Genomic DNA, 17,619 nt, shown 5'->3' with positions numbered 1-17,619 from the left:
TTGGTTTCGGGAATACCCCTGGTAATCGGGAGATAATCCCGATACTGAGGCTAATTCTTGTAGCCACCCCGTTTTTCAACAATTAACCGGCGGAAGCAGTTTTCTCCTCACTTGGTAGTAATACCCGCTCGTTTTTCGGTTCCAACGACAACCAGGAGTCGGCCAGTTCCTGCGCATCGACCGGGTCATGAGACACCAACACCATGCTCAGCCAGGGGCGCTCTGCCAGTAACGCTTTCAGCAGCTGTCGCAACTGGCCTGCCGTTGGCGGATCCAGCGAGACCAGCGGCTCGTCCAGCAACAGGAGATCGGGCTTGATCGCCAGCGCCCTGGCGAGCGCTACGCGGCGCGCCATACCGAGGGACAGCTGTCGAGGATAGAGATGGGCGACATCGTGCAGACCGACCTCCGCCAATGCGGCATCGACCGACGCTTCACCGGTACCGGCCAGCACCAGATTCTGCGCCACGGTGCGCCAGGGCAGCAGACGCGGCTCCTGAAACATGTACGCGATCAGCAGATCCTCGCGCTGCACCCTTCGGGTGCCGGTGTAGTCGCTGTCCAGGCCGGCGATGATATTGAGCAGCGTGGTCTTGCCGCAGCCGGACGGGCCCACCAATGCCAGTCGTTGACCGGGCTCGATACGAAATTCGAGCGGCCCCAGCACGCGACGGTCGTAGGCCTTCGATTCAAGCTTCAGTTCAAGCATGACGGGGCTCCTCCTCGGTCTGCCAACGTCGCGCGCTCCGCTCAAGCGGCTGCAACAGCAGCCATTCGATCAGTTGCACCACCAGAATGAAGCTGAAGCTGTAGGCGAGGATCGCCGCAACATCGAAGATCTGGAACGCCTGGTGAAGCTGAAAGCCGATGCCGTCCGAGCGGCCCAGCAGTTCCACCACCAGCACGATCTTCCAGATCAGTGCCAGCCCGCTGCGCATCGCGCCCATCAGGTAGGGAAACAGCTGCGGCAGCCAAAGATCCAGCACCCGCCGACGCAAGTTGAAGCGGTATGCCTGCGCCATCTGCTCCAGTTGAGGATCGAGGCTGCGTGCGCCTTCACGGATCGTAACCGCTACATTGGGCACCTTATTGAGTATCACCGCCAGCACCGCTGCCGACTCCACCAGCCCCATCCAGACGTAAAGCAGGATAATCAACACCAGTGCCGGCAGGTTGAGAAACAGCACCAGCAGTGGATCGCCCCAGCGGTTGGCCTGCCGGTATCGTCCCATATACCAGCCGAGCAGAGTGCCAAGGAGCATAGCGAACAGAAACGCGATCGCCACCCGACGTAGGGTGACCAGCAGATGGTGCAGCAGCGCGCCCCGTTCAAGTTCGGATCCGAGCACCGCAAGCACCTGGCCGGGTGCCGGCAGCAGCGGATCGTTGAGCCAGGCGGCGATCAACTGCCACGCCACCCCCAAAATGGCGATCACCAGCAGGTAATCGCGCAGCCGGCTAATCATCTGATCTCCACACCGCCGAAGATCGTGACCGGCAGCTCCCCCTCCTCGCCGAGAAGAGGCCAGGCGCGGCGGGCGGAATCGATCAGCCCCGGAGCCAGTTCGGAAGGCGGCTCGCCATCACGGTAACCGCGCTTGAGCGCCTCGAACACCTCGTCGGAGTCGGCCCGCATCAGCGGCCGCAATGCCGACCAGGGCTCGTCGCCACGGAGATCCTGCTTTGCAGCGTAGACAGAGCGTTTAAAAGCCTTTGCAAGCTGTTGATTTTCAACAACCCATTCTTCATGTGCCAGGTAGCCCAACGTCGGCAGGCGCGGATCGAGGCCTAGCGTTTCGGCGATGCTCTGTGCGCTGAACGCCAGCTTGAACCCGCCACCGGCTTCAAGCCTTGCCGCGAAGTGCCAGAAGGTCAGCAGCGCATCGAGACGCCCCGCCTCCAGCTCACGATTCAACAGCGGCGGCGCGCCGAAGCTGACTTGAGCGTCGCGCTGCAGATCCACCCCCTGCTGTTTGGCTGCCGCATCGAGCAGTTGCCAGCTCTTGCCCTGGGGACCACCGGCAACACCTATACGCTTTCCGACCAGCGCCGCAATCGAGTCGATATTGCTATCTGCAGGCACCATGACCTGCCCTATCTGGCTGGAGAACGGAAGAAAGCGCAGCGGATCGCCATCCCGGGTGCGCTTTGCCGCCCAGACCCAGTCGGCGATGATCCAGTCGACACTGCCGCTGGTCAGCGCCAGCAGCCCCGCCGCCGAGTTGGCCAGCGGTGTCAGCACCAACTCGTAGCCTTCGGCCCGGTCGATACCCGCCTGCTGGATATGTGCCAGCTCCCAGTGAGCGGTGCCGAACTGCAGCATGCCGACCCGAACCTGCGGCAGCGGCTGCTCCTGGGTCTGGGTCTGGGCCTGCACCAGCGCCGGAACATAGAGCGCGATCAAAAACAGGATTCTAAGCAGAGTGGCGTACATGGTGTTTCTTCTTATATCGGTTGAATTCAGGGTCTGACTATCAACCTAGTCGGCCCCAAGGCGGGGCCACATACTACTTTCGCCCCCTTTCGGGACGCTTTTGGTCGTAACCCTACGGACGCAGCCCGGAGAAACTCCGGGCTGCCGAGATGTTGAAGCGGATTCTGGATTAGTGAGTAGCGAGGTAGAGACTGGGCTTCTCATAGGTCAGACCGTAGCGCGCGAAAAGCGCCGCCATCGAGCCATCACGGATCATGCGGTCGAACACGGTTTCCACCGCATAGCCCACATCGCGATCGCCCTCGCCCACGGCGATGCCGATATCCCAGGCCTGCTTGCCCATGTCGGGAAAACCGTTCTCGGCGCGACGGTAGCGCTCGCCGCCCTCTTCGTTCAGCAGCCAGTCGATCTCGCTGCGCATCGCCATCACCGCGCTCACCTTGCCCTGCTTCATCGCATCGAAGGCCAGGCGAGGGTTGTTGTAGTGATGGGTGTTGTCGCGCATCCGCCCCTGCAGCGCCGAGGTCAGATAGAACGCGGGCAGGCTGTCGATCTCGACGCCGATCGGGTGGTACTGAAACTTGGCCAGGGTGCGCACCGACTCCAGCTTCTCGCTGTCGAACGCGAGTTGCCAGCGCTCCTGATGGTAGGGCGACATCATCACCACTCGCTCGTTGATCAGCAGCCCCAGCGAGTCACGCTTGTAGGCGTAATCACGATCGTAAGGCACGCGCAGCATCACGTCGGCGACATTCCTGAGCGCCAGCGGATTCTCTTCGTCCTTATCCAGATAGTGGCCCTTCCACACGCTGTTGCGCAGATCGTCCTCAAGGGTCTCGTCGGGGGTGATCCAGTGCAGCTGCAGATCGACGCCCAACTCGTCGGCGATCGCCTGACCGAGCTCGACATCGACGCCGGCAGGCTTGCCATCCTTCAGGTAGGAGTATGGCGGGAAGTCGCGGTAGACGCCGACCCGAACATACCCGGAGGCGACCACGTCGTCATACAGACGCGCCTGCGCCTGCCCGCCGACCAGAAGCAGGCAGAACGCAAGCAGGGCCGGGAGATCACTCCATCTCATCATGCCGCACGTCCAGATAGGTCTTGATCGCCCAGAGCGCTTCCTGGCTCAGGTAATCCGCCATCTTCGGCATATAGACCTTGCCGTCGCGCACCGCGCCGTTGATGACGCGGTACTTGTACCACTCGTCACCGTCGAAGTCCGGCGTCAACAGACGCAGGTCGGGCGCGATACCGCCGGAGATACCCTCCAGACCGTGGCAACGTGCGCAGTTCTGGTTGTACGCGGAAGAGCCGACCTCGACAGCGCGCTCAAAATCATCGCTAGGGTTGCGGTAGGGGTTGGTATCGGCCCACTCCTCGCCCAGCGGAGTCAGGCCTTCGGTGTTGACGCCCTGCGGAGTCACATCACCGTGGGCCAGCGCCTGAGTACTGATACCGGTTGCCATCAGAGCAGAGAGCGCCAGTGCGGGAATTGTGAATTGCTTTGCCATAATAGATCACCCGTTTTTGTTATAAGCCGGTTGTGCTTCGGGCATTGCACACGAAAGCACAGAACTGACTTCATAATGACTCAGCGTCCTGCTGCGTTGGATTACACCTTGGCAGGCAAAATATGGTCCGTTGGTAGTAGTCGATAACGACTGTTCCACGGCCTTACTTCACCTTGAATTCGCCGACCATACCTTTGTTTTCAAGCCCTTCCGCATAAAACTCAAAAGTACCGGGCTTGATCGGTACGAAGTAGATCTCGGCTTCGGATTCCTCCTCGAACTCGAGCTCGGTCAGCGTCATCGCCTTGATCTCCATATCCCCGGCTTCCACCTTGCGCAGGTAGATCGAGGTGAAGAACTCCGGCGCCTGGATCGCGTACTCCTTCAGTCCGCTGGAGATGATCTTCAGGCTGTACGCCTTGCCGGTCTCCATCTCATAGGTTTTCTGCGACATGGCGTAGTCGCTCTGCTCGTTGCCCAGCACCAGGTCAGGCAGCGCCTGCGGGCGGGTGGTGAGATCTCCCTCGGCAAGCACGGGACCTGCGATGGCGGCGATAAGCAGCGACATCGCCGCCTTGTTTTTCAGGGACATTGGGTTATCTCCATCAGATTTTTTGTTATCGGGATCCCTTTCCATGCTAGTGACCTGGCGCGGACGCAAAATGCTACTTGAGTACTATTTGATTGCGACCTTCCGCATATTTTCTGCGACCACCGCCCTGACTAAGCTGAATCAACCGATAACAAAAACAACCGACAACTATGCTGAAACAGACAACCATCGGGCTTGTGCTCGCAACCCTGCTGCCCTCCGCCCTCGCCGATGCCAACGAGCCGCTCGATATCCGGGTTGCCTATGTCGGCCAGATCATCGACCGCGGCCCCGTCCTGTCAAACCTGATACCCGAACCGGAGGATGCCGGCCTGCAGGGTGCCCGCCTTGCCATCGCCGACAGCAACAGCACGGGGCGTTTTCTTAAACACCAGTACCGGCTGGATGAGATAGAGGGCGAGGATACCGCCACGCTGGTCGCCGAAAGCCAGGCGCTCTATGACGATGGGGCCAGGCTGTTCGTACTGAACACCGCCGCCGATACCCTGGCCGCGTTAAGCCAGGCCCTGCCGCCGGATGCGCTGCTGATCAACAGCGGCAGCCGCGACGACAGCCTGCGCAGCGAGCAGTGCCTGCCCGGCATGCTGCACACCCTTCCTTCACGCGCCATGCTGGCCGATGCCCTGGCGCAGTGGCTGATCATGCGGCGCTGGAACCGCTGGATGCTGATCAGCGGCTCTACCGATGACGACCTGGCGTTTGCCGAATCGATCAAGCGCGCGGCCAAACGGTTCGGCGGCAAGGTCGTGGCCGAGAAGGCGTGGAGCTTCGATACCGACCTGCGCCGCACCGCACAAAAGGAGTTGCCCCCGTTCACCTCCGGCACCGAGTACGATGTGCTCGTGGTTGCCGACGAGCGCGGCGATTTCGGCGAATACCTGCCCTACAACACCGGCCTGCCGCGCCCGGTGGTCGGCACCCAGGGGCTGATGCCGGTGGGCTGGCACAAGATGATCGAAGCCTGGGGCGCGGCCCAACTGCACAGCCGGTTCGAGAAGCAGAGCGGGCGCTGGATGAACGAGAAGGATTACGCAAGCTGGGCTGCCGTGCGCACCTTCGCCGAGGCGGTTACCCGCACCGGCAGTACCGATGTTGCCACCCTGCGCGCCTTTGTGCTGTCGGACCGGTTCGAACTGGCGGCATTCAAGGGGCGCAAGCTGAACTTCAGGCACTGGAGCGGCCAACTGCGCCAGCCTGTCGCCCTGGTTCATCCGCGCGCGCTGGTCTCCAGCTCGCCCCAGGAAGGGTTCCTCCACCCCGTCACCGATCTCGACACCCTTGGCTTCGACGCGCCCGAAAGCCGCTGCCGCGTCGTCGAGCAATAGACGCCAAGCAACAGAAGGACAACACCATGAAATACCCCAAACTGATCCCCACCCTCCTCGTCTCCGCCCTGGTTGCCGCCGGCAACGCCCAGGCCGCCACTGCCTATATCTCCAACGAGAAGGATGACACCCTGTCGGTGCTGGATCTGGACTCCTGGACGGTTACCGACACCATCGATGTCGGCGAGCGACCCCGCGGTATCGCACTGTCGAAGGATGGCAGCAAGCTGTACATCTGTGCCAGCGACTCCGACACCGTACAGGTGATGGACCTGGCCACGCGCAAGATCGTTGCCAACCTGCCCTCCGGCGCCGATCCGGAGCAGTTCTCGCTGCACCCGGACAACCGCAAGCTCTACATCTCCAACGAGGACGATGCCCTGGTCACCGTGGTCGACACCCAGACCCACGAGGTGGTGGCCCAGATCGAGGTGGGCGTGGAACCGGAGGGGATGGCGGTCAGCCCCGACGGGCGCTGGGCGGTCAACACCAGCGAAACCACCAATATGCTGCACTGGATCGACACCCAGACCCACGAACTGGTGGACAACACCCTGGTCGACCAGCGCCCGCGCCATGTCGAGTTCCGCAAGGACGGCAAGCTGCTCTGGGCCTCCGCCGAGATCGGTGGCACCGTCTCCGTGGTCGATGTGGAATCCCGGCAGATCATCAAGAAGCTGAACTTCGAGATCAAGGGTATCCACCCCGACAAGATCCAGCCGGTGGGGATCAAGTTGACCGACGACGGCAAGTACGCCTTTGTCGCATTGGGCCCGGCCAACCATGTGGCCGTGGTCGACGCGAAAACCTACGAAGTGCTCGATTACCTGCTGGTGGGCCGTCGCGTCTGGCATATGGAGTTCACCCCCGACAGAAAGCACCTGCTCACCACCAACGGCATCAGTGGCGATGTCTCGGTGATCGATGTCGACGATCTGAAAGTGATCCGTTCGATCAAGGTCGGCCGCTACCCCTGGGGCGTCGTCACCACGCCCTGAAGCGGCTAATCTGAAAAGCATTGAGCCTGAAGATCATTAGGCCTGAAACGCATCGAGGGTTCGCCCCCCTCCCCGGCAACTAAGGAGCGGATGTGGCAGCAAGCAGCCTGGAAATACAATCCGTTACTCACCGCTACGGTACACGGGTGGCGCTCAATGACGTCAGCCTCAGGCTTCAGCCGGGCCGGTTCAACGCCCTGCTGGGTCCAAACGGGGCGGGTAAGTCCACGCTCTTTGCCCTGCTCACCCGCCTCTACCGGGTGCAGCAGGGGCACATCCTGTTCAACGGCGTATCGATCGACCGCCACCCTCGGCGGTGGCTGGCACAGCTCGGCGTAGTGTTTCAGCAGAGCACGCTGGACCTGGACCTGACCGTACTGCAAAACCTGGAGTACCACGGTGCCCTGCACGGGCTCTCTACCCGCACCATTCGTGAACGCTCCGCGCGGGAGCTGGAGTGGCTGGGCCTGGCCGACCGTCTGCGCGACCGGGTGCGCTCGCTGAACGGCGGTCACCGGCGCCGGGTCGAGATCGCCCGCGCCCTGCTCCACGCCCCCTCGATCCTGCTGTTGGACGAGGCCAGCGCCGGGCTGGATGTCGCCTCGCGCCGCGCCATCAACAACGCGGTCAGAACACTGTGCCACGAGCGTGGCCTGACGGTGCTATGGGCGACTCATCTACTGGAGGAGGTGCAGCCGGAGGATCCGGTGATCATCCTGCACCGGGGGCAGGTATTGGCGCAGGGCAGCGGCCATGCGCTGTGCGAGGCGGAACAAGATCCATCTCTGGGGGCTCTGTTCGAACGTCTGACCGCCACCGGGGAGGCAAGCGCATGAGCCCGATCCACTACCTGCACGCCTTCACCGGCGTCGTCAAACGCGAGTTCTGGCGCTTTATCCAGCAGCGCAGCCGCTTTCTCAGCGCCCTGGTGCGTCCGCTACTCTGGCTGGTGGTGTTCGCCGCCGGCTTTCGTGCCGCCCTCGGTGTGGCGATCATCCCGCCCTACGAGACCTATATCACCTATGAGACCTATATCGCACCGGGCCTGTGCTGCATGATCCTGCTTTTCAACGGCATGCAGAGTTCGCTGTCGATGGTCTACGACCGTGAGATGGGCAGCATGAAGGTGCTGCTGATGAGCCCGATGCCGCGCAGCTGGCTGCTGATCAGCAAGCTGATGGCGATCGCGCTGATCTCCTTGCTGCAGGTCTACGCCTTTCTCGCCATCGCCTGGATCGCCGGTGTCGAGCCGCCGCTGCTGGGGTTGATCACGGTGCTGCCCGCTCTGGTGTTGGTCGCCCTGCTGCTCGGTGCCATCGGCCTGTTTCTGTCCGCGCGCATCCGTCAGTTGGAGAACTTCGCCGGGGTGATGAACTTCGTCATCTTCCCGATGTTCTTCCTCTCCTCCGCGCTCTACCCGCTGTGGAAGATGCGCGAATCCAGCGAATGGCTGTACTGGATCTGTCAGTACAACCCCTTTACCCACGCCGTGGAGCTGGTCCGGTTTGCGCTGTATCAGCAGCTCAATCTGGAAGCATTGGCGATCACTCTGGGCTGTACCACGCTGTTCGCCCTGCTGGCGATCCTGAGTTTCAATCCCGAACGCAGCGCGCGCACGATGCCGGCACGCGGCTGATCAGCGCACCATCTTGCCCCTGCTCCAGGAGGTAAAAGCGGCGATAAACGCATAGCCGGCACAGATGACAAACGCGTACTGCAACGCTTGCATCAACGCAGGATACTGCTCCGGTGCGATCTGTGCGTTACCGATCAGCAGATTGAACAGGAACACGACCACCGTCATCCCCAGCATATTACCCAGGCTACGTGAGATATTGAGTATCGACGAGGCGATACCCAAACGCTCGGAAGGAACCGACGACAGCGCCGCATTGTTGTTCGGCGATGAAAACAGCCCAAATCCAAGCCCCATCATCACCAACGAGGAGCCGACCCACAGCAGCGAACTGTCGGCACTCAGCAGCGACAGGCTGAGAAAGCCCGCGCCAAACAGTACGCAGCCGATGGTGGCCGGAATGCGTGGATCGGAACGATCGGATATACGCCCCGACAACGGCGCGACCACCACCATCACCAGCGCCTGCAACAGCATCAGTTGCCCCGCCTCTGCCGGAGACAGGGCCTGGATGTACTGCAAATACAGGCTGAGCATGAACTGCAACGGGTAGTTGGCGCTGTACATCAAAAAGCTGGACTGGATCGAACGGAAAAACACCCGATTCGCCACCATGCGGCGCAAACGGATCAGCGGCCAGGGCGAGCGTTCCTGCTGATAGATAAACACAATCAACATGACCACGCCGAGCGCCGCCAGCGCCAAGCCCGTCACGCTGGGCAGTTCGGAGATGCCGATAAACAGCGAGCTCGCAGCCAGCGCAAAGATGATACTGCCGAACCAATCCAGCCGTTCATGGGCGTTGCGCTCCGACTCCCGCACGAAGAGCCCCACCATCACCAGCGTGACCACCGTCAGTGGTAAGGGCGCGATGAAAACCGAACGCCAGCCCCATAGCTCTGTCAGCCAACCGCCGACCAATGGGCCGCAGGTCAAACCAAGGTAAACGGAGCTCGAAGTGATGCCCAGTGCCGCCCCCCTGCCGCTGGACGCAAAGGTTTTACTGACGATCGCCATGGCAGGCCCGAAAATCATCGCACCGGAGATCCCCTGAACCAGCCTGACCGCCAATAGGGGCCGTATATCCTCGATCAGCAGTACCAGCAGTGAACTGATCGCATAGAGCAGCACACCGGTGATGAAGATCCTTTTGTGGCCCAGAATATCGGCGATCCGCCCTGAAGGCAGTTGCAATGCAATGGCGCCGAGCAGATTCATCGTCGGCACCCAACTGACCAGAACCGCGTCCGCTTGCAGATCCGACGCGATCGCCGGCAGCGCCACATTCACCGCCGACAGGCTCATCGGCATCAAGAATGTCGCCACACAGATGCTCAGCAGAGTAAGCCAGCGCAGGGACTCCGGCGATGACGCCGCATCAGCATATTGGTTGGTCATGAGATGAGGGCTCCACTGAACGAGGTCAGTATTCTATCGCTTACGGCCCAGTAGTGTAATAACCATTACTGAATTATAAAAAGCGCTACCGCTCTGGCTTTAGCCACTCCAACCTGAAACAGATAGCACAACGGAACTGCGGGAAAGAGAAATATTCATTCGTGCGGCATCTCGAATGAACGTCTGTTAACGCAGACTATACTCAGATTACGATGATCGATGACTTGATACTTACCGAGGCCGACGCCGGGAGAGCGAAATGAATGCCAAAGCCCCCAACCACACAGGCTCTATGCCGGTTGATAGCGGGATAAAGGCGCCACGATTGACGTTATCGGAACTGCGAGAGCAAAACAGACTCTTCAGCGGCAGCGGAGGCGTCAGCGAAGAAAACCGGGCACTGGGCTTTCGCCCGGCGTTCTACGATTTTGAAACCGGCGATATCCACCTTTCCCGCTTCGCCAATGGCAAAGAGGCACCGATGCACCTGCTGGACGGACTGCCCGAAGCGCTTGTCGCCGCCCGCCAAAAAAATGGACGGGTAACGGAAGTGAAGCCCGGCGTCATCACCGGCTTCGTGCTGCATGGCCAGTTCTACACGCGGGAACAAGCCGCGCGCGCCACGCAGCAGATGCTCCATCGGGCCGATCTACTCAGTCACCCCGAGCAACACAACCTGCTGCTCGATGTATGGGAGCAGTTTGTCGTCTCTCAAAGCTACCCGCCGAACCTGATGAGACCTGTAGTGGAAGACTCCTGGCGCCGCTGCCAGGAGGCAAACGTCGACCCTCTGATCAATCATGCACCATTGAGCGATCGGGATCAGTTCGAACGCAGACAAGTTGAAAATCGAGTGTTGCTGAATGCCGCGCAACCGGTCCTTAAACGCGCCGGAGAACTGTTGTACGACAGCGATAGCCTGATTCTGCTGGCCGACCGGGACGGATTGATTCTGCATACGGAGGCGGATGCAGAAGTACTCAACAGCGCTGCCAAGGTGGGCCTTGTCGAGGGTGGCTTGTGGGGTGAAGGCACGGTGGGCACCAACTCAATCGGCACCGCTCTTGAGGCCCGGGAGCCGGTTCAGCTCTACGGTGCGGAACACTTCTGCTACGGCATCAAACACTGGACCTGCTCAGCGGATGTCATCCGTGATCCACACGACGGCAGCATAATCGGTGCGGTTGATCTATCGGGACTGACCGACACCTATCAGCATGACGCCCTGGAGTTCGCCATCACGGTCGCCCGCATGATCGAAGCGAATCTGGTCAAGGACTACTTCCAGACCCGTCAGGCGGTTATCGACGCTACCCGTTCGATGTTCAATCAGTGGCGCAGCGAGGGTCTACTTGCATTCGATCGGCACGGCCGCCTGGTCAAGGCAAACCGCATGGCGTTCCAGCGCGTACACGAATTCGACCCTCAATTTCAGTTGACGCCTCAGACCCGCATCAACGCGCTGGATATGGACGTTCCGCCCCTGCCTGCCGATTTGCTACCGCACTGGCTGAGCTGCAATATCCACTACCCGATCCAGAGAGGAGGAGAAACCATCGGCACCCTCGTCATACTGGCATCGACGCATTGAGCAGCAGCCCTACCGGCAGGGTCAACCATCCAGCCTTTTCGTCATCAACACCCAGTCACCACCATAGGGGCAGCCGGGATATTCGATGATGGGACGCGATGCGATATCCTGATAACCCAGCTGCTGGTACAGATGACGCGCCCTCTTGTTGGCGGATGCCACAATCAGTGAGGCTTCGGTACACCCCTGCAACCGCCCCCTCTCCTTGGATTCCAGCATCAACATCCGTGCAATACCCTGCCCCCTGGCCGCCTCGTAAGTAGCAATGGCGTTGAAATACCAACTGCCCGGGGCCAGCGCTTCCAGTTCGATCAGCGGCAGAACAATCTCGGGGTATTCACTTGCCGCCCCCACCACATAGGGGTCGGGCAATCGATACGCGACGACCATACCAAGCACACTGCCCTGATCACGACAAACAAGCGCGTTACGATAGCTGAAACCACCCTCCTCCCGGGCAGCCCGCAACGCACCGACCTCCAGAGCGGTCTGGCCAGGCTCAGCCAACTGGCTCCAAAGGTATTGAGGCATCCCCTCGCCTGCGATATCGATCAGATAAGCGAGATCATCCGCATCGCTCTTAAGGGCCTGTTCTACCTCCATATCACCTCCTGTTTCGAAGTTCGGCCACGCACCCTTGTGTCGAGAAAAGCCTTACTCAGTGTGAAAAGTATAGATCGAAGCGTCAGAGGAACAGATCTCGGCGCCGTTTGGGGTTCTTGAAACTTGCCAGCAGCAAGATAAAAGAGACCGTCACCCAGACCAGCGCTATAACCACAAGCGCCTCGGCCATGGTGACGTCAAAAGGAAGTACCGGGGTATAGCCGCAGGGCTCCCAGGGTTCGAATACGCTGGGCAACCATCGGTCCAGCGGCAACCAATCGGGGTATTGTGGATCCATGGTGCAGCTGTCGACCACGGTGCCTCGCTCGACACCGAGTGTTATCCAGCTACTGCGTAACAAGCCGAACGACAGCCCCAAAGACGCGAGGTGTCCCAGTATCGCAAGAGGGCCGCCCAGGAACATCATCAGCAGCGCAACGGCACCAAGCCCCGCTATCCAGGCGCGAATATGCACGCACAGCACGCAAGGCCCGTAGTCGAGGAAATACTGATAGTAGAGGGCGGTGCCCTCCAGCAACAAACACGCGATCAATACGAGAAACCAATAAACACGACTGCGAGCGATGGCGGCAAGTGCATTCAGCATATTTTTTCCCAACTGATTCAATGGGGTGCAGTTCATCGTTAACGCATCCGATTATTGCGCGATATGAATAATCTGCAACCCCAAATATCAAATCAGGGAAAAATAGTGATGCCCCCTCCGGCAGCGGCGGCCTGCCGGAAGCTTAGCCGATCAATTGGCTATCCTGCCGTGTGACTCATGCTCCATCAGGCGCATGAAGGTAGGCTTGTCGATCTCGAGCAGTTCCGAGTGATCCCCACTTTCCATGTAGCAGACCTGCTCGTCAGCGAGCCGATCATCCCAGATCATTTTCATGTTGTAGGCCATGCCGAGTGAGGGTACGGCCCCGGCTTCGCAATCGCGAAACAGGATACGCACATCCCGCTGCGTAGCCGGCTCAAGCAGCCGATTCATGGCATGGTTGACCGCCTCGACATTCACCTGTCGATCGGACGGTACCAGCGCCATAACAAAGCCCTCCTCATCCTTCAGCACCACGCCCTTGGCCACCCGCTGAGCGGGCACTCTGGCTGCAAAGGCCGAGGTCATCGCCGTCTCCGTATAGGGGTGATGCCTGAGGTGATACGGAATATGCTGCCGCTCAAGATAGTTCTGCACAGTTGATGAAATAGACATTTTTTTGTCCTCCATCCCGCGTTAATCGATCCACTCCTTTTATTCCAGCTCTGGACTTTGCACGCTCTGCCATGGCGTGACATCCTTAGTATCGCCAGTGGATCTGCGTGCGCTTCCTGAGCCGCAAACACACCGGCGACACCACTCTAAGGATAGATGGTGAATCCCTAGCTCGCATAAGCAGTATGACTGATCTTTATTTCGCAGGACGCTCACCCGGATGAGACTTTTTCTTCGCCTTGGATGGTTTTTTCGCGCCCATCGTGCGACGTACGCTGCTGCACTGGGGATGCTGACCCTCGTGGCAGCACTGAATATGATTATCCCCTGGCTGGTGGCCCGGGCCGTCGACCGCGTGGTCGCCACCCCCGATCAACCGGAGCGCACCTACGCCCTCCTATGGATACTGGCGGCAAGTGCACTGGTTATCTATCTGATGCGTATAGGCTGGCGGCGCATGCTGTTCGGCACCTCCTATCGACTGGGGCATCAGCTGCGCAAGGCGTTATATGCCCGCCTGTGCGCCCAGGGACAGGCGTTCTATGCCCGTCACAACACGGGCGATCTGATGGCGCGCGCCACCAATGATATCGATGCCATCGAGATCGCCGCCGGCGAAGGGATACTGTCGGGCTTCGACGGTGCTCTGACCTTCATCCTCGTTCTGCTGATGATGTTCGCCGTTATCGACTGGCGGCTGGCACTGGTGGCGTTGATCCCCTTTCCACTGATGGGCTACTGCTTCTACCGGATCTCCACCCGCATACACCATCAGTTTCACGACGCACTGGAAGCTTTTTCCGAGCTTAACGATATGACCCAGGAATCGATGACCGGCATCCGGCTGATTCGCTCGATGGGGCTGGAGGCGGTGCAAACCGGCGAATTTAACCAGTTGTCCGACCGCGCCGCCGGGATCAACTACCAGGTTGCGCGCAGCGAAGCGATGTATGAACCGGTGGTGTTCCTCAGCCTCGGCGGTGCCATGTTGTTGACGCTGAGTTACGGCGCCTGGCTTATCGTCGACGCGCAGCTCAGCGTCGGTGAACTGACCGGCTTCACCCTCTACCTGGTACAGCTGATCTGGCCGATGTTCGCCTTCGGCTGGCTGCTCAATATCGTCGAGCGCGGTAGCGCTGCACTTATCCGGGTCGAGAGCCTGCTCGATACCCCCGATAGCGTGTCCGACGACGGCACCCTGGCGCCGCAGCAGGTGCAGATCCAGGTGCGCAATCTCTGTTTTCATCATCTTGAGGAGCAGACCGATACGCTCAGAGGGATCGACTTTGCGCTCGCTTCGGGACAACGGTTAGGTATAGCCGGGCCCACCGGCGCGGGGAAATCCACGCTGATTCAGCTGCTGATGCGCTACTGGGAACTGGATGATCCGCGCATGATCCTGCTCGCCGGGCAGCCGCTCACCGCCTACCGGCTCAAGCAGCTGCGTAACTGCTTTGCCTATGTGCCGCAGGACCCTTTCCTGTTCAGCCTCAGCGTCGGCGAGAATATCGCCCTGTACCGACCCGACGCGGCAATGAATGAGATCCGTAGGGCTGCCGGGATCGCCGCGATTGCAGAGGAGATAGAGCACTTTCCCGAGGGTTACGACACCCCGGTGGGCGAACGGGGTATCGCGCTGTCCGGCGGGCAGCGCCAGCGCCTGGCGATCGCACGTGCGATCCTGACCGATGCGCCGATACTGATCCTCGACGACGCTCTCTCGGCTGTCGACTCCCGCACCGAGCAGCAGATTCTGCAGCGGCTGCAGCAGGAGATGCGCGACCGTACCAGCATCATCATCAGCCACCGCCTCTCCACGCTACGCCAGTGCGACAATATATTGGTCCTGGCCCACGGCGAGTTGATCGAGTCCGGCCCGCACAATGCGCTGGTCTCCAGAGATGGTTGGTACGCACGGATGTGGACCTATCAGCAGTTGGAGGCGGACCTCGACGATGCAACACACTAAGCACTCGACCAACGACTCCAGCGCCTTCGCCCTGCTGTTCAGTTATATCGGCCGAGACAGAGCCCTGTTGATACGCGCCTCCCTGCTGCTGATACTGGCAACCGGCGCCGATGTTGCGGGCCCACTGCTGGCCAAACTGTTTATCGACGACTATCTGATGCAGTCGCGTTTCGCCCCCATGCCGCTGGCAATGATACTGGCGGCCTACCTGCTGACTCAGATCGGATCTGCCTGGCTGCGCTATCAGCAAACGCTGAGGTTTACCGACATCGCCCTGGCCGCGGTAAAGGAGATCCGCCAGCGCGTGTTCAGCCATGTGCTCAAGCTGCCTGTCGCCTGGTTCGATCGCGCCGCGACGGGACAGCTGGTCAGCCGGATCACCAACGATACCGAGGCGATCAAGGATCTCTATGTGCAGTTCCTGTCCACGGTGTTGACCAACGCCGTACTGCTGCTCGGCATCATCATCGCCATGGCACTGCTCGATCTCAGGTTGATGGCGATATCGCTCATGCTGATCCCCGGTGTAATCGGTCTGATCTATCTGTATCAACGGTTGAGCGGGAGCGCCGTTGCCGCGGCACGGCAGGACCGATCCGAGATCAATAACCTGATCAGCGAATCGATTGCCGGCATGCCGGTGATACAGGCCGGCAGTCAGCAAGGTCGGTTCAGCGAACATTTCGAACAGCTGAACGAGCGCTACTATGCAAGCCGAATGCGTACCATCAGGGTGAGCGCCCTGCTGCTGCGCCCGGCAATCGACCTGCTGAGCATCAGCGTACTGATCGCCGTTATCTGGGGGTTCGGCCAGGTCCAGGTCGAGGGCGCAATCGAGATCGGTGTACTCTACGCGTACCTGAACTATCTGGGCCGCTTCACCGAACCGCTGGCCGAGATCACCCAGCGCTTTAACCTCTACCAACAGGCGATGGTGGCCGGGGCTCGAGTGCAGGCGCTGCTGCAGCAACCGGTGCCCTCTGCCGACGGCACCGAGCCCTGTATACCCCAGGGTGGCATCCGGTTTGATGATGTCGGTTTCAGCTACCGCGAGGGCAAGCCGGTGCTCAGGCATCTCAATCTGTCGATCGCCGCCGGAAGCTTCATCGGCATCGTCGGCCACACCGGCAGCGGCAAGAGTACCCTGCTCAACCTGCTGCTGAACTTCTATCCGGTCAGCTCGGGAACCCTGTCAATCGATGACAGACCGATCGAGCAGTACAGCCAGCAGGCACTGCGTGACGGGATCGCGCTGATCCCACAGGAACCGTTCATCAAGTCGGCGTCGCTCAGGGAGAATATCGACATGGGCCGCAGTCTGCCGCACGCCCAGCTCGAAACTGCGTTACGCGAGGCTGGGCTTTGGGAGTTCGTCGCCCAGCTCCCTCAGGGACTGGAGACACTGCTGGGTGAGCGTGGCACTCGTCTGTCCACCGGGCAGCGCCAGCAACTGGTGATCGCACGTGCCCTGGCCGCGACACCGCGTATCCTGCTGCTGGATGAGGCAACGGCCAATGTCGACAGTGAAACGGAGCAGATCGTGCAGCGGGCGCTGAACAGGTTGCACGGCCACACCACGCTGATCGTGGTCGCCCACCGCCTGTCGACCATACGGCGCGCCGATCAGATCCTGGTGATGCGCCAGGGAGAGATAGTCGAACGGGGCAACCATGCGGAATTGATGCAGTCGGAGCAGGGTATCTATCACGGGCTCTATCGACTGCAGTATCAGGCGCAACAGGTGGAGCTGGCCGAACATCAATAGCTCAGATTGTTCCTTACGTAGGTATCGATCACGCGCTGCGTGGATTCGTCCATATCGATGATCTTCAGTCCCAGTGCCGCCTTGTCGACCGAAAGACGGCGCTTGTACACCACCCGGCATTGACTGGTCAGTTTCTGGTTCTCGATCTCGAAACTGAGCCCGAACTCTATAGCACCGGTTACCGGAGACTTGGGCAGGTCCACCAGTCGACCGCAGCCCTCGATCAGAAAACCGCCGAGGCTCAGGTTCACCATCTCGACCGGGAAAATATCCTCGCCAAACTGAACCTGCGCCCCCAGATTTGTCACCACACGGGGATACAGGCGTCTTTCGTCATGTACCAATGGAGCACCTTCTTTGCCAGATACGAAGCCAGAATCTTTTTCAGATCCCGCCATTATCGCAGATAGGTTGTCGCGAAACAGTAATAAATACCATACTGATATCAACGCCCTGTATAAAAACCAGTACTTTGGTACTATATCGCTGCCACGATGGTTCAATTTCGCCGAAGCGCTCGTAAAGGTGTAATACGGACTATAGCCCCGATA

At 60.1% G+C, this 17,619-nt stretch carries 18 protein-coding genes; 7 read left to right on the top strand and 11 right to left on the bottom strand.

What is annotated here, in order from left to right:
* Nucleotides 1-82: 82 nt before the first annotated feature.
* The 6 genes from KQ940_RS17585 to KQ940_RS17560 form a co-directional block, all read right to left on the bottom strand.
* Entirely contained in the window at nt 83-709 is a 627-nt protein-coding gene (locus KQ940_RS17585; RefSeq protein ID WP_217415117.1) for an ATP-binding cassette domain-containing protein, read from the bottom strand.
* Nucleotides 702-1,466, bottom strand: a complete 765-nt coding sequence (locus KQ940_RS17580) for an ABC transporter permease (RefSeq protein ID WP_217415116.1) — start codon at nt 1,464-1,466, stop codon at nt 702-704. The genes KQ940_RS17585 and KQ940_RS17580 overlap by 8 nt, the downstream gene beginning before the upstream one ends.
* Nucleotides 1,463-2,434: an ABC transporter substrate-binding protein gene (locus KQ940_RS17575; protein WP_217415115.1), complete on the bottom strand. Its 972-nt coding sequence runs from the start codon at nt 2,432-2,434 to the stop codon at nt 1,463-1,465. The genes KQ940_RS17580 and KQ940_RS17575 overlap by 4 nt, the downstream gene beginning before the upstream one ends.
* 169 nt (nt 2,435-2,603) lie before the next feature.
* On the bottom strand, nt 2,604-3,518 hold the full coding sequence (locus KQ940_RS17570) for a substrate-binding periplasmic protein (RefSeq protein ID WP_217415114.1): 915 nt from the start codon (nt 3,516-3,518) through the stop codon (nt 2,604-2,606).
* Nucleotides 3,502-3,948 (bottom strand): cytochrome c-550 PedF, encoded by a 447-nt coding sequence (gene pedF / locus KQ940_RS17565; RefSeq protein ID WP_425515645.1) that lies wholly within the window; start codon nt 3,946-3,948, stop codon nt 3,502-3,504. The genes KQ940_RS17570 and pedF overlap by 17 nt, the downstream gene beginning before the upstream one ends.
* A gap of 163 nt (nt 3,949-4,111) precedes the next feature.
* Entirely contained in the window at nt 4,112-4,540 is a 429-nt protein-coding gene (locus tag KQ940_RS17560; RefSeq protein WP_217415113.1) for a cupredoxin domain-containing protein, read from the bottom strand.
* A 170-nt stretch (nt 4,541-4,710) separates the two neighbouring features.
* On the opposite strand from KQ940_RS17560, the gene KQ940_RS17555 reads away from it, so the two are divergent.
* The 4 genes from KQ940_RS17555 to KQ940_RS17540 all read left to right on the top strand — a co-directional run bounded on the left by KQ940_RS17555 (nt 4,711) and on the right by KQ940_RS17540 (nt 8,520).
* Nucleotides 4,711-5,886 carry an ABC transporter substrate-binding protein gene (locus tag KQ940_RS17555; protein ID WP_217415112.1) on the top strand — a complete coding sequence of 392 codons (1,176 nt, stop codon included), beginning with the start codon at nt 4,711-4,713 and terminating at the stop codon, nt 5,884-5,886.
* Nucleotides 5,887-5,912: 26 nt separating this feature from the next.
* The gene (locus KQ940_RS17550; RefSeq protein ID WP_217415110.1) at nt 5,913-6,884 is read left to right on the top strand and encodes a YVTN family beta-propeller repeat protein; all 972 of its coding nucleotides are present in this window, start codon (nt 5,913-5,915) and stop codon (nt 6,882-6,884) included.
* Nucleotides 6,885-6,976: 92 nt separating this feature from the next.
* The gene (locus tag KQ940_RS17545; protein WP_217415109.1) at nt 6,977-7,720 is read left to right on the top strand and encodes an ABC transporter ATP-binding protein; all 744 of its coding nucleotides are present in this window, start codon (nt 6,977-6,979) and stop codon (nt 7,718-7,720) included.
* A complete protein-coding gene (locus KQ940_RS17540) occupies nt 7,717-8,520 on the top strand; it encodes an ABC transporter permease (RefSeq protein ID WP_217415108.1) in 804 nt (267 codons plus the stop codon). Before KQ940_RS17545 ends, KQ940_RS17540 begins: the two co-directional genes overlap by 4 nt.
* Here the strand turns inward: KQ940_RS17540 and KQ940_RS17535 are convergent, their stop codons facing one another.
* Nucleotides 8,521-9,918: an MFS transporter gene (locus KQ940_RS17535; RefSeq protein WP_217415107.1), complete on the bottom strand. Its 1,398-nt coding sequence runs from the start codon at nt 9,916-9,918 to the stop codon at nt 8,521-8,523.
* Between the two features lie 259 nt (nt 9,919-10,177).
* Between KQ940_RS17535 and KQ940_RS17530 the strand changes: the two genes are divergently transcribed.
* Nucleotides 10,178-11,509, top strand: a complete 1,332-nt coding sequence (locus KQ940_RS17530; protein WP_217415106.1) for a sigma-54-dependent Fis family transcriptional regulator — start codon at nt 10,178-10,180, stop codon at nt 11,507-11,509.
* A 21-nt stretch (nt 11,510-11,530) separates the two neighbouring features.
* Here KQ940_RS17530 and KQ940_RS17525 read toward each other — a convergent pair whose 3' ends face one another.
* The 3 genes from KQ940_RS17525 to KQ940_RS17515 form a co-directional block, all read right to left on the bottom strand.
* Nucleotides 11,531-12,112 (bottom strand): GNAT family N-acetyltransferase, encoded by a 582-nt coding sequence (locus KQ940_RS17525; RefSeq protein ID WP_217415105.1) that lies wholly within the window; start codon nt 12,110-12,112, stop codon nt 11,531-11,533.
* Between the two features lie 82 nt (nt 12,113-12,194).
* Nucleotides 12,195-12,719: a disulfide bond formation protein B gene (locus KQ940_RS17520; RefSeq protein WP_217415103.1), complete on the bottom strand. Its 525-nt coding sequence runs from the start codon at nt 12,717-12,719 to the stop codon at nt 12,195-12,197.
* 150 nt (nt 12,720-12,869) lie between these two features.
* Nucleotides 12,870-13,334 (bottom strand): aminoacyl-tRNA deacylase, encoded by a 465-nt coding sequence (locus KQ940_RS17515; RefSeq protein WP_217415102.1) that lies wholly within the window; start codon nt 13,332-13,334, stop codon nt 12,870-12,872.
* 220 nt (nt 13,335-13,554) lie between these two features.
* Here KQ940_RS17515 and KQ940_RS17510 point away from each other — a divergent pair, with 220 nt between their 5' ends.
* On the top strand, nt 13,555-15,303 hold the full coding sequence (locus KQ940_RS17510; RefSeq protein ID WP_217415101.1) for an ABC transporter ATP-binding protein: 1,749 nt from the start codon (nt 13,555-13,557) through the stop codon (nt 15,301-15,303).
* Nucleotides 15,290-17,068: an ABC transporter ATP-binding protein gene (locus KQ940_RS17505; protein ID WP_217415100.1), complete on the top strand. Its 1,779-nt coding sequence runs from the start codon at nt 15,290-15,292 to the stop codon at nt 17,066-17,068. The genes KQ940_RS17510 and KQ940_RS17505 overlap by 14 nt, the downstream gene beginning before the upstream one ends.
* Here the strand turns inward: KQ940_RS17505 and KQ940_RS17500 are convergent.
* Nucleotides 17,062-17,466 carry a PilZ domain-containing protein gene (locus KQ940_RS17500; RefSeq protein ID WP_281419283.1) on the bottom strand — a complete coding sequence of 135 codons (405 nt, stop codon included), beginning with the start codon at nt 17,464-17,466 and terminating at the stop codon, nt 17,062-17,064. The two genes, KQ940_RS17505 and KQ940_RS17500, sit on opposite strands and share 7 nt — an antisense overlap.
* Between the last annotated feature and the right edge of the window lie 153 nt (nt 17,467-17,619).

Source organism: Marinobacterium ramblicola (genome assembly GCF_019084545.1).
GTDB classification, from domain to species: Bacteria; Pseudomonadota; Gammaproteobacteria; order Pseudomonadales; family Balneatricaceae; genus Marinobacterium_D; species Marinobacterium_D ramblicola.
The sequence above is the reverse complement of the archived record's forward strand: the minus strand, read 5'-3'. Positions and strand labels throughout refer to the sequence as shown.

What these genes read in the sequence shown, in the direction of transcription:
- KQ940_RS17585 (WP_217415117.1), bottom strand. Translation starts at nt 709, where the DNA reads ATGCTTGAACTGAAGCTTGAATCGAAGGCCTACGACCGTCGCGTGCTG.
- KQ940_RS17580 (WP_217415116.1), bottom strand. Translation starts at nt 1,466, where the DNA reads ATGATTAGCCGGCTGCGCGATTACCTGCTGGTGATCGCCATTTTGGGG.
- KQ940_RS17575 (WP_217415115.1), bottom strand. Translation starts at nt 2,434, where the DNA reads ATGTACGCCACTCTGCTTAGAATCCTGTTTTTGATCGCGCTCTATGTT.
- KQ940_RS17570 (WP_217415114.1), bottom strand. Translation starts at nt 3,518, where the DNA reads ATGATGAGATGGAGTGATCTCCCGGCCCTGCTTGCGTTCTGCCTGCTT.
- pedF (WP_425515645.1), bottom strand. Translation starts at nt 3,948, where the DNA reads ATGGCAAAGCAATTCACAATTCCCGCACTGGCGCTCTCTGCTCTGATG.
- KQ940_RS17560 (WP_217415113.1), bottom strand. Translation starts at nt 4,540, where the DNA reads ATGTCCCTGAAAAACAAGGCGGCGATGTCGCTGCTTATCGCCGCCATC.
- KQ940_RS17555 (WP_217415112.1), top strand. Translation starts at nt 4,711, where the DNA reads ATGCTGAAACAGACAACCATCGGGCTTGTGCTCGCAACCCTGCTGCCC.
- KQ940_RS17550 (WP_217415110.1), top strand. Translation starts at nt 5,913, where the DNA reads ATGAAATACCCCAAACTGATCCCCACCCTCCTCGTCTCCGCCCTGGTT.
- KQ940_RS17540 (WP_217415108.1), top strand. Translation starts at nt 7,717, where the DNA reads ATGAGCCCGATCCACTACCTGCACGCCTTCACCGGCGTCGTCAAACGC.
- KQ940_RS17535 (WP_217415107.1), bottom strand. Translation starts at nt 9,918, where the DNA reads ATGACCAACCAATATGCTGATGCGGCGTCATCGCCGGAGTCCCTGCGC.
- KQ940_RS17530 (WP_217415106.1), top strand. Translation starts at nt 10,178, where the DNA reads ATGAATGCCAAAGCCCCCAACCACACAGGCTCTATGCCGGTTGATAGC.
- KQ940_RS17525 (WP_217415105.1), bottom strand. Translation starts at nt 12,112, where the DNA reads ATGGAGGTAGAACAGGCCCTTAAGAGCGATGCGGATGATCTCGCTTAT.
- KQ940_RS17520 (WP_217415103.1), bottom strand. Translation starts at nt 12,719, where the DNA reads ATGCTGAATGCACTTGCCGCCATCGCTCGCAGTCGTGTTTATTGGTTT.
- KQ940_RS17515 (WP_217415102.1), bottom strand. Translation starts at nt 13,334, where the DNA reads ATGTCTATTTCATCAACTGTGCAGAACTATCTTGAGCGGCAGCATATT.
- KQ940_RS17510 (WP_217415101.1), top strand. Translation starts at nt 13,555, where the DNA reads ATGAGACTTTTTCTTCGCCTTGGATGGTTTTTTCGCGCCCATCGTGCG.
- KQ940_RS17505 (WP_217415100.1), top strand. Translation starts at nt 15,290, where the DNA reads ATGCAACACACTAAGCACTCGACCAACGACTCCAGCGCCTTCGCCCTG.
- KQ940_RS17500 (WP_281419283.1), bottom strand. Translation starts at nt 17,466, where the DNA reads ATGGCGGGATCTGAAAAAGATTCTGGCTTCGTATCTGGCAAAGAAGGT.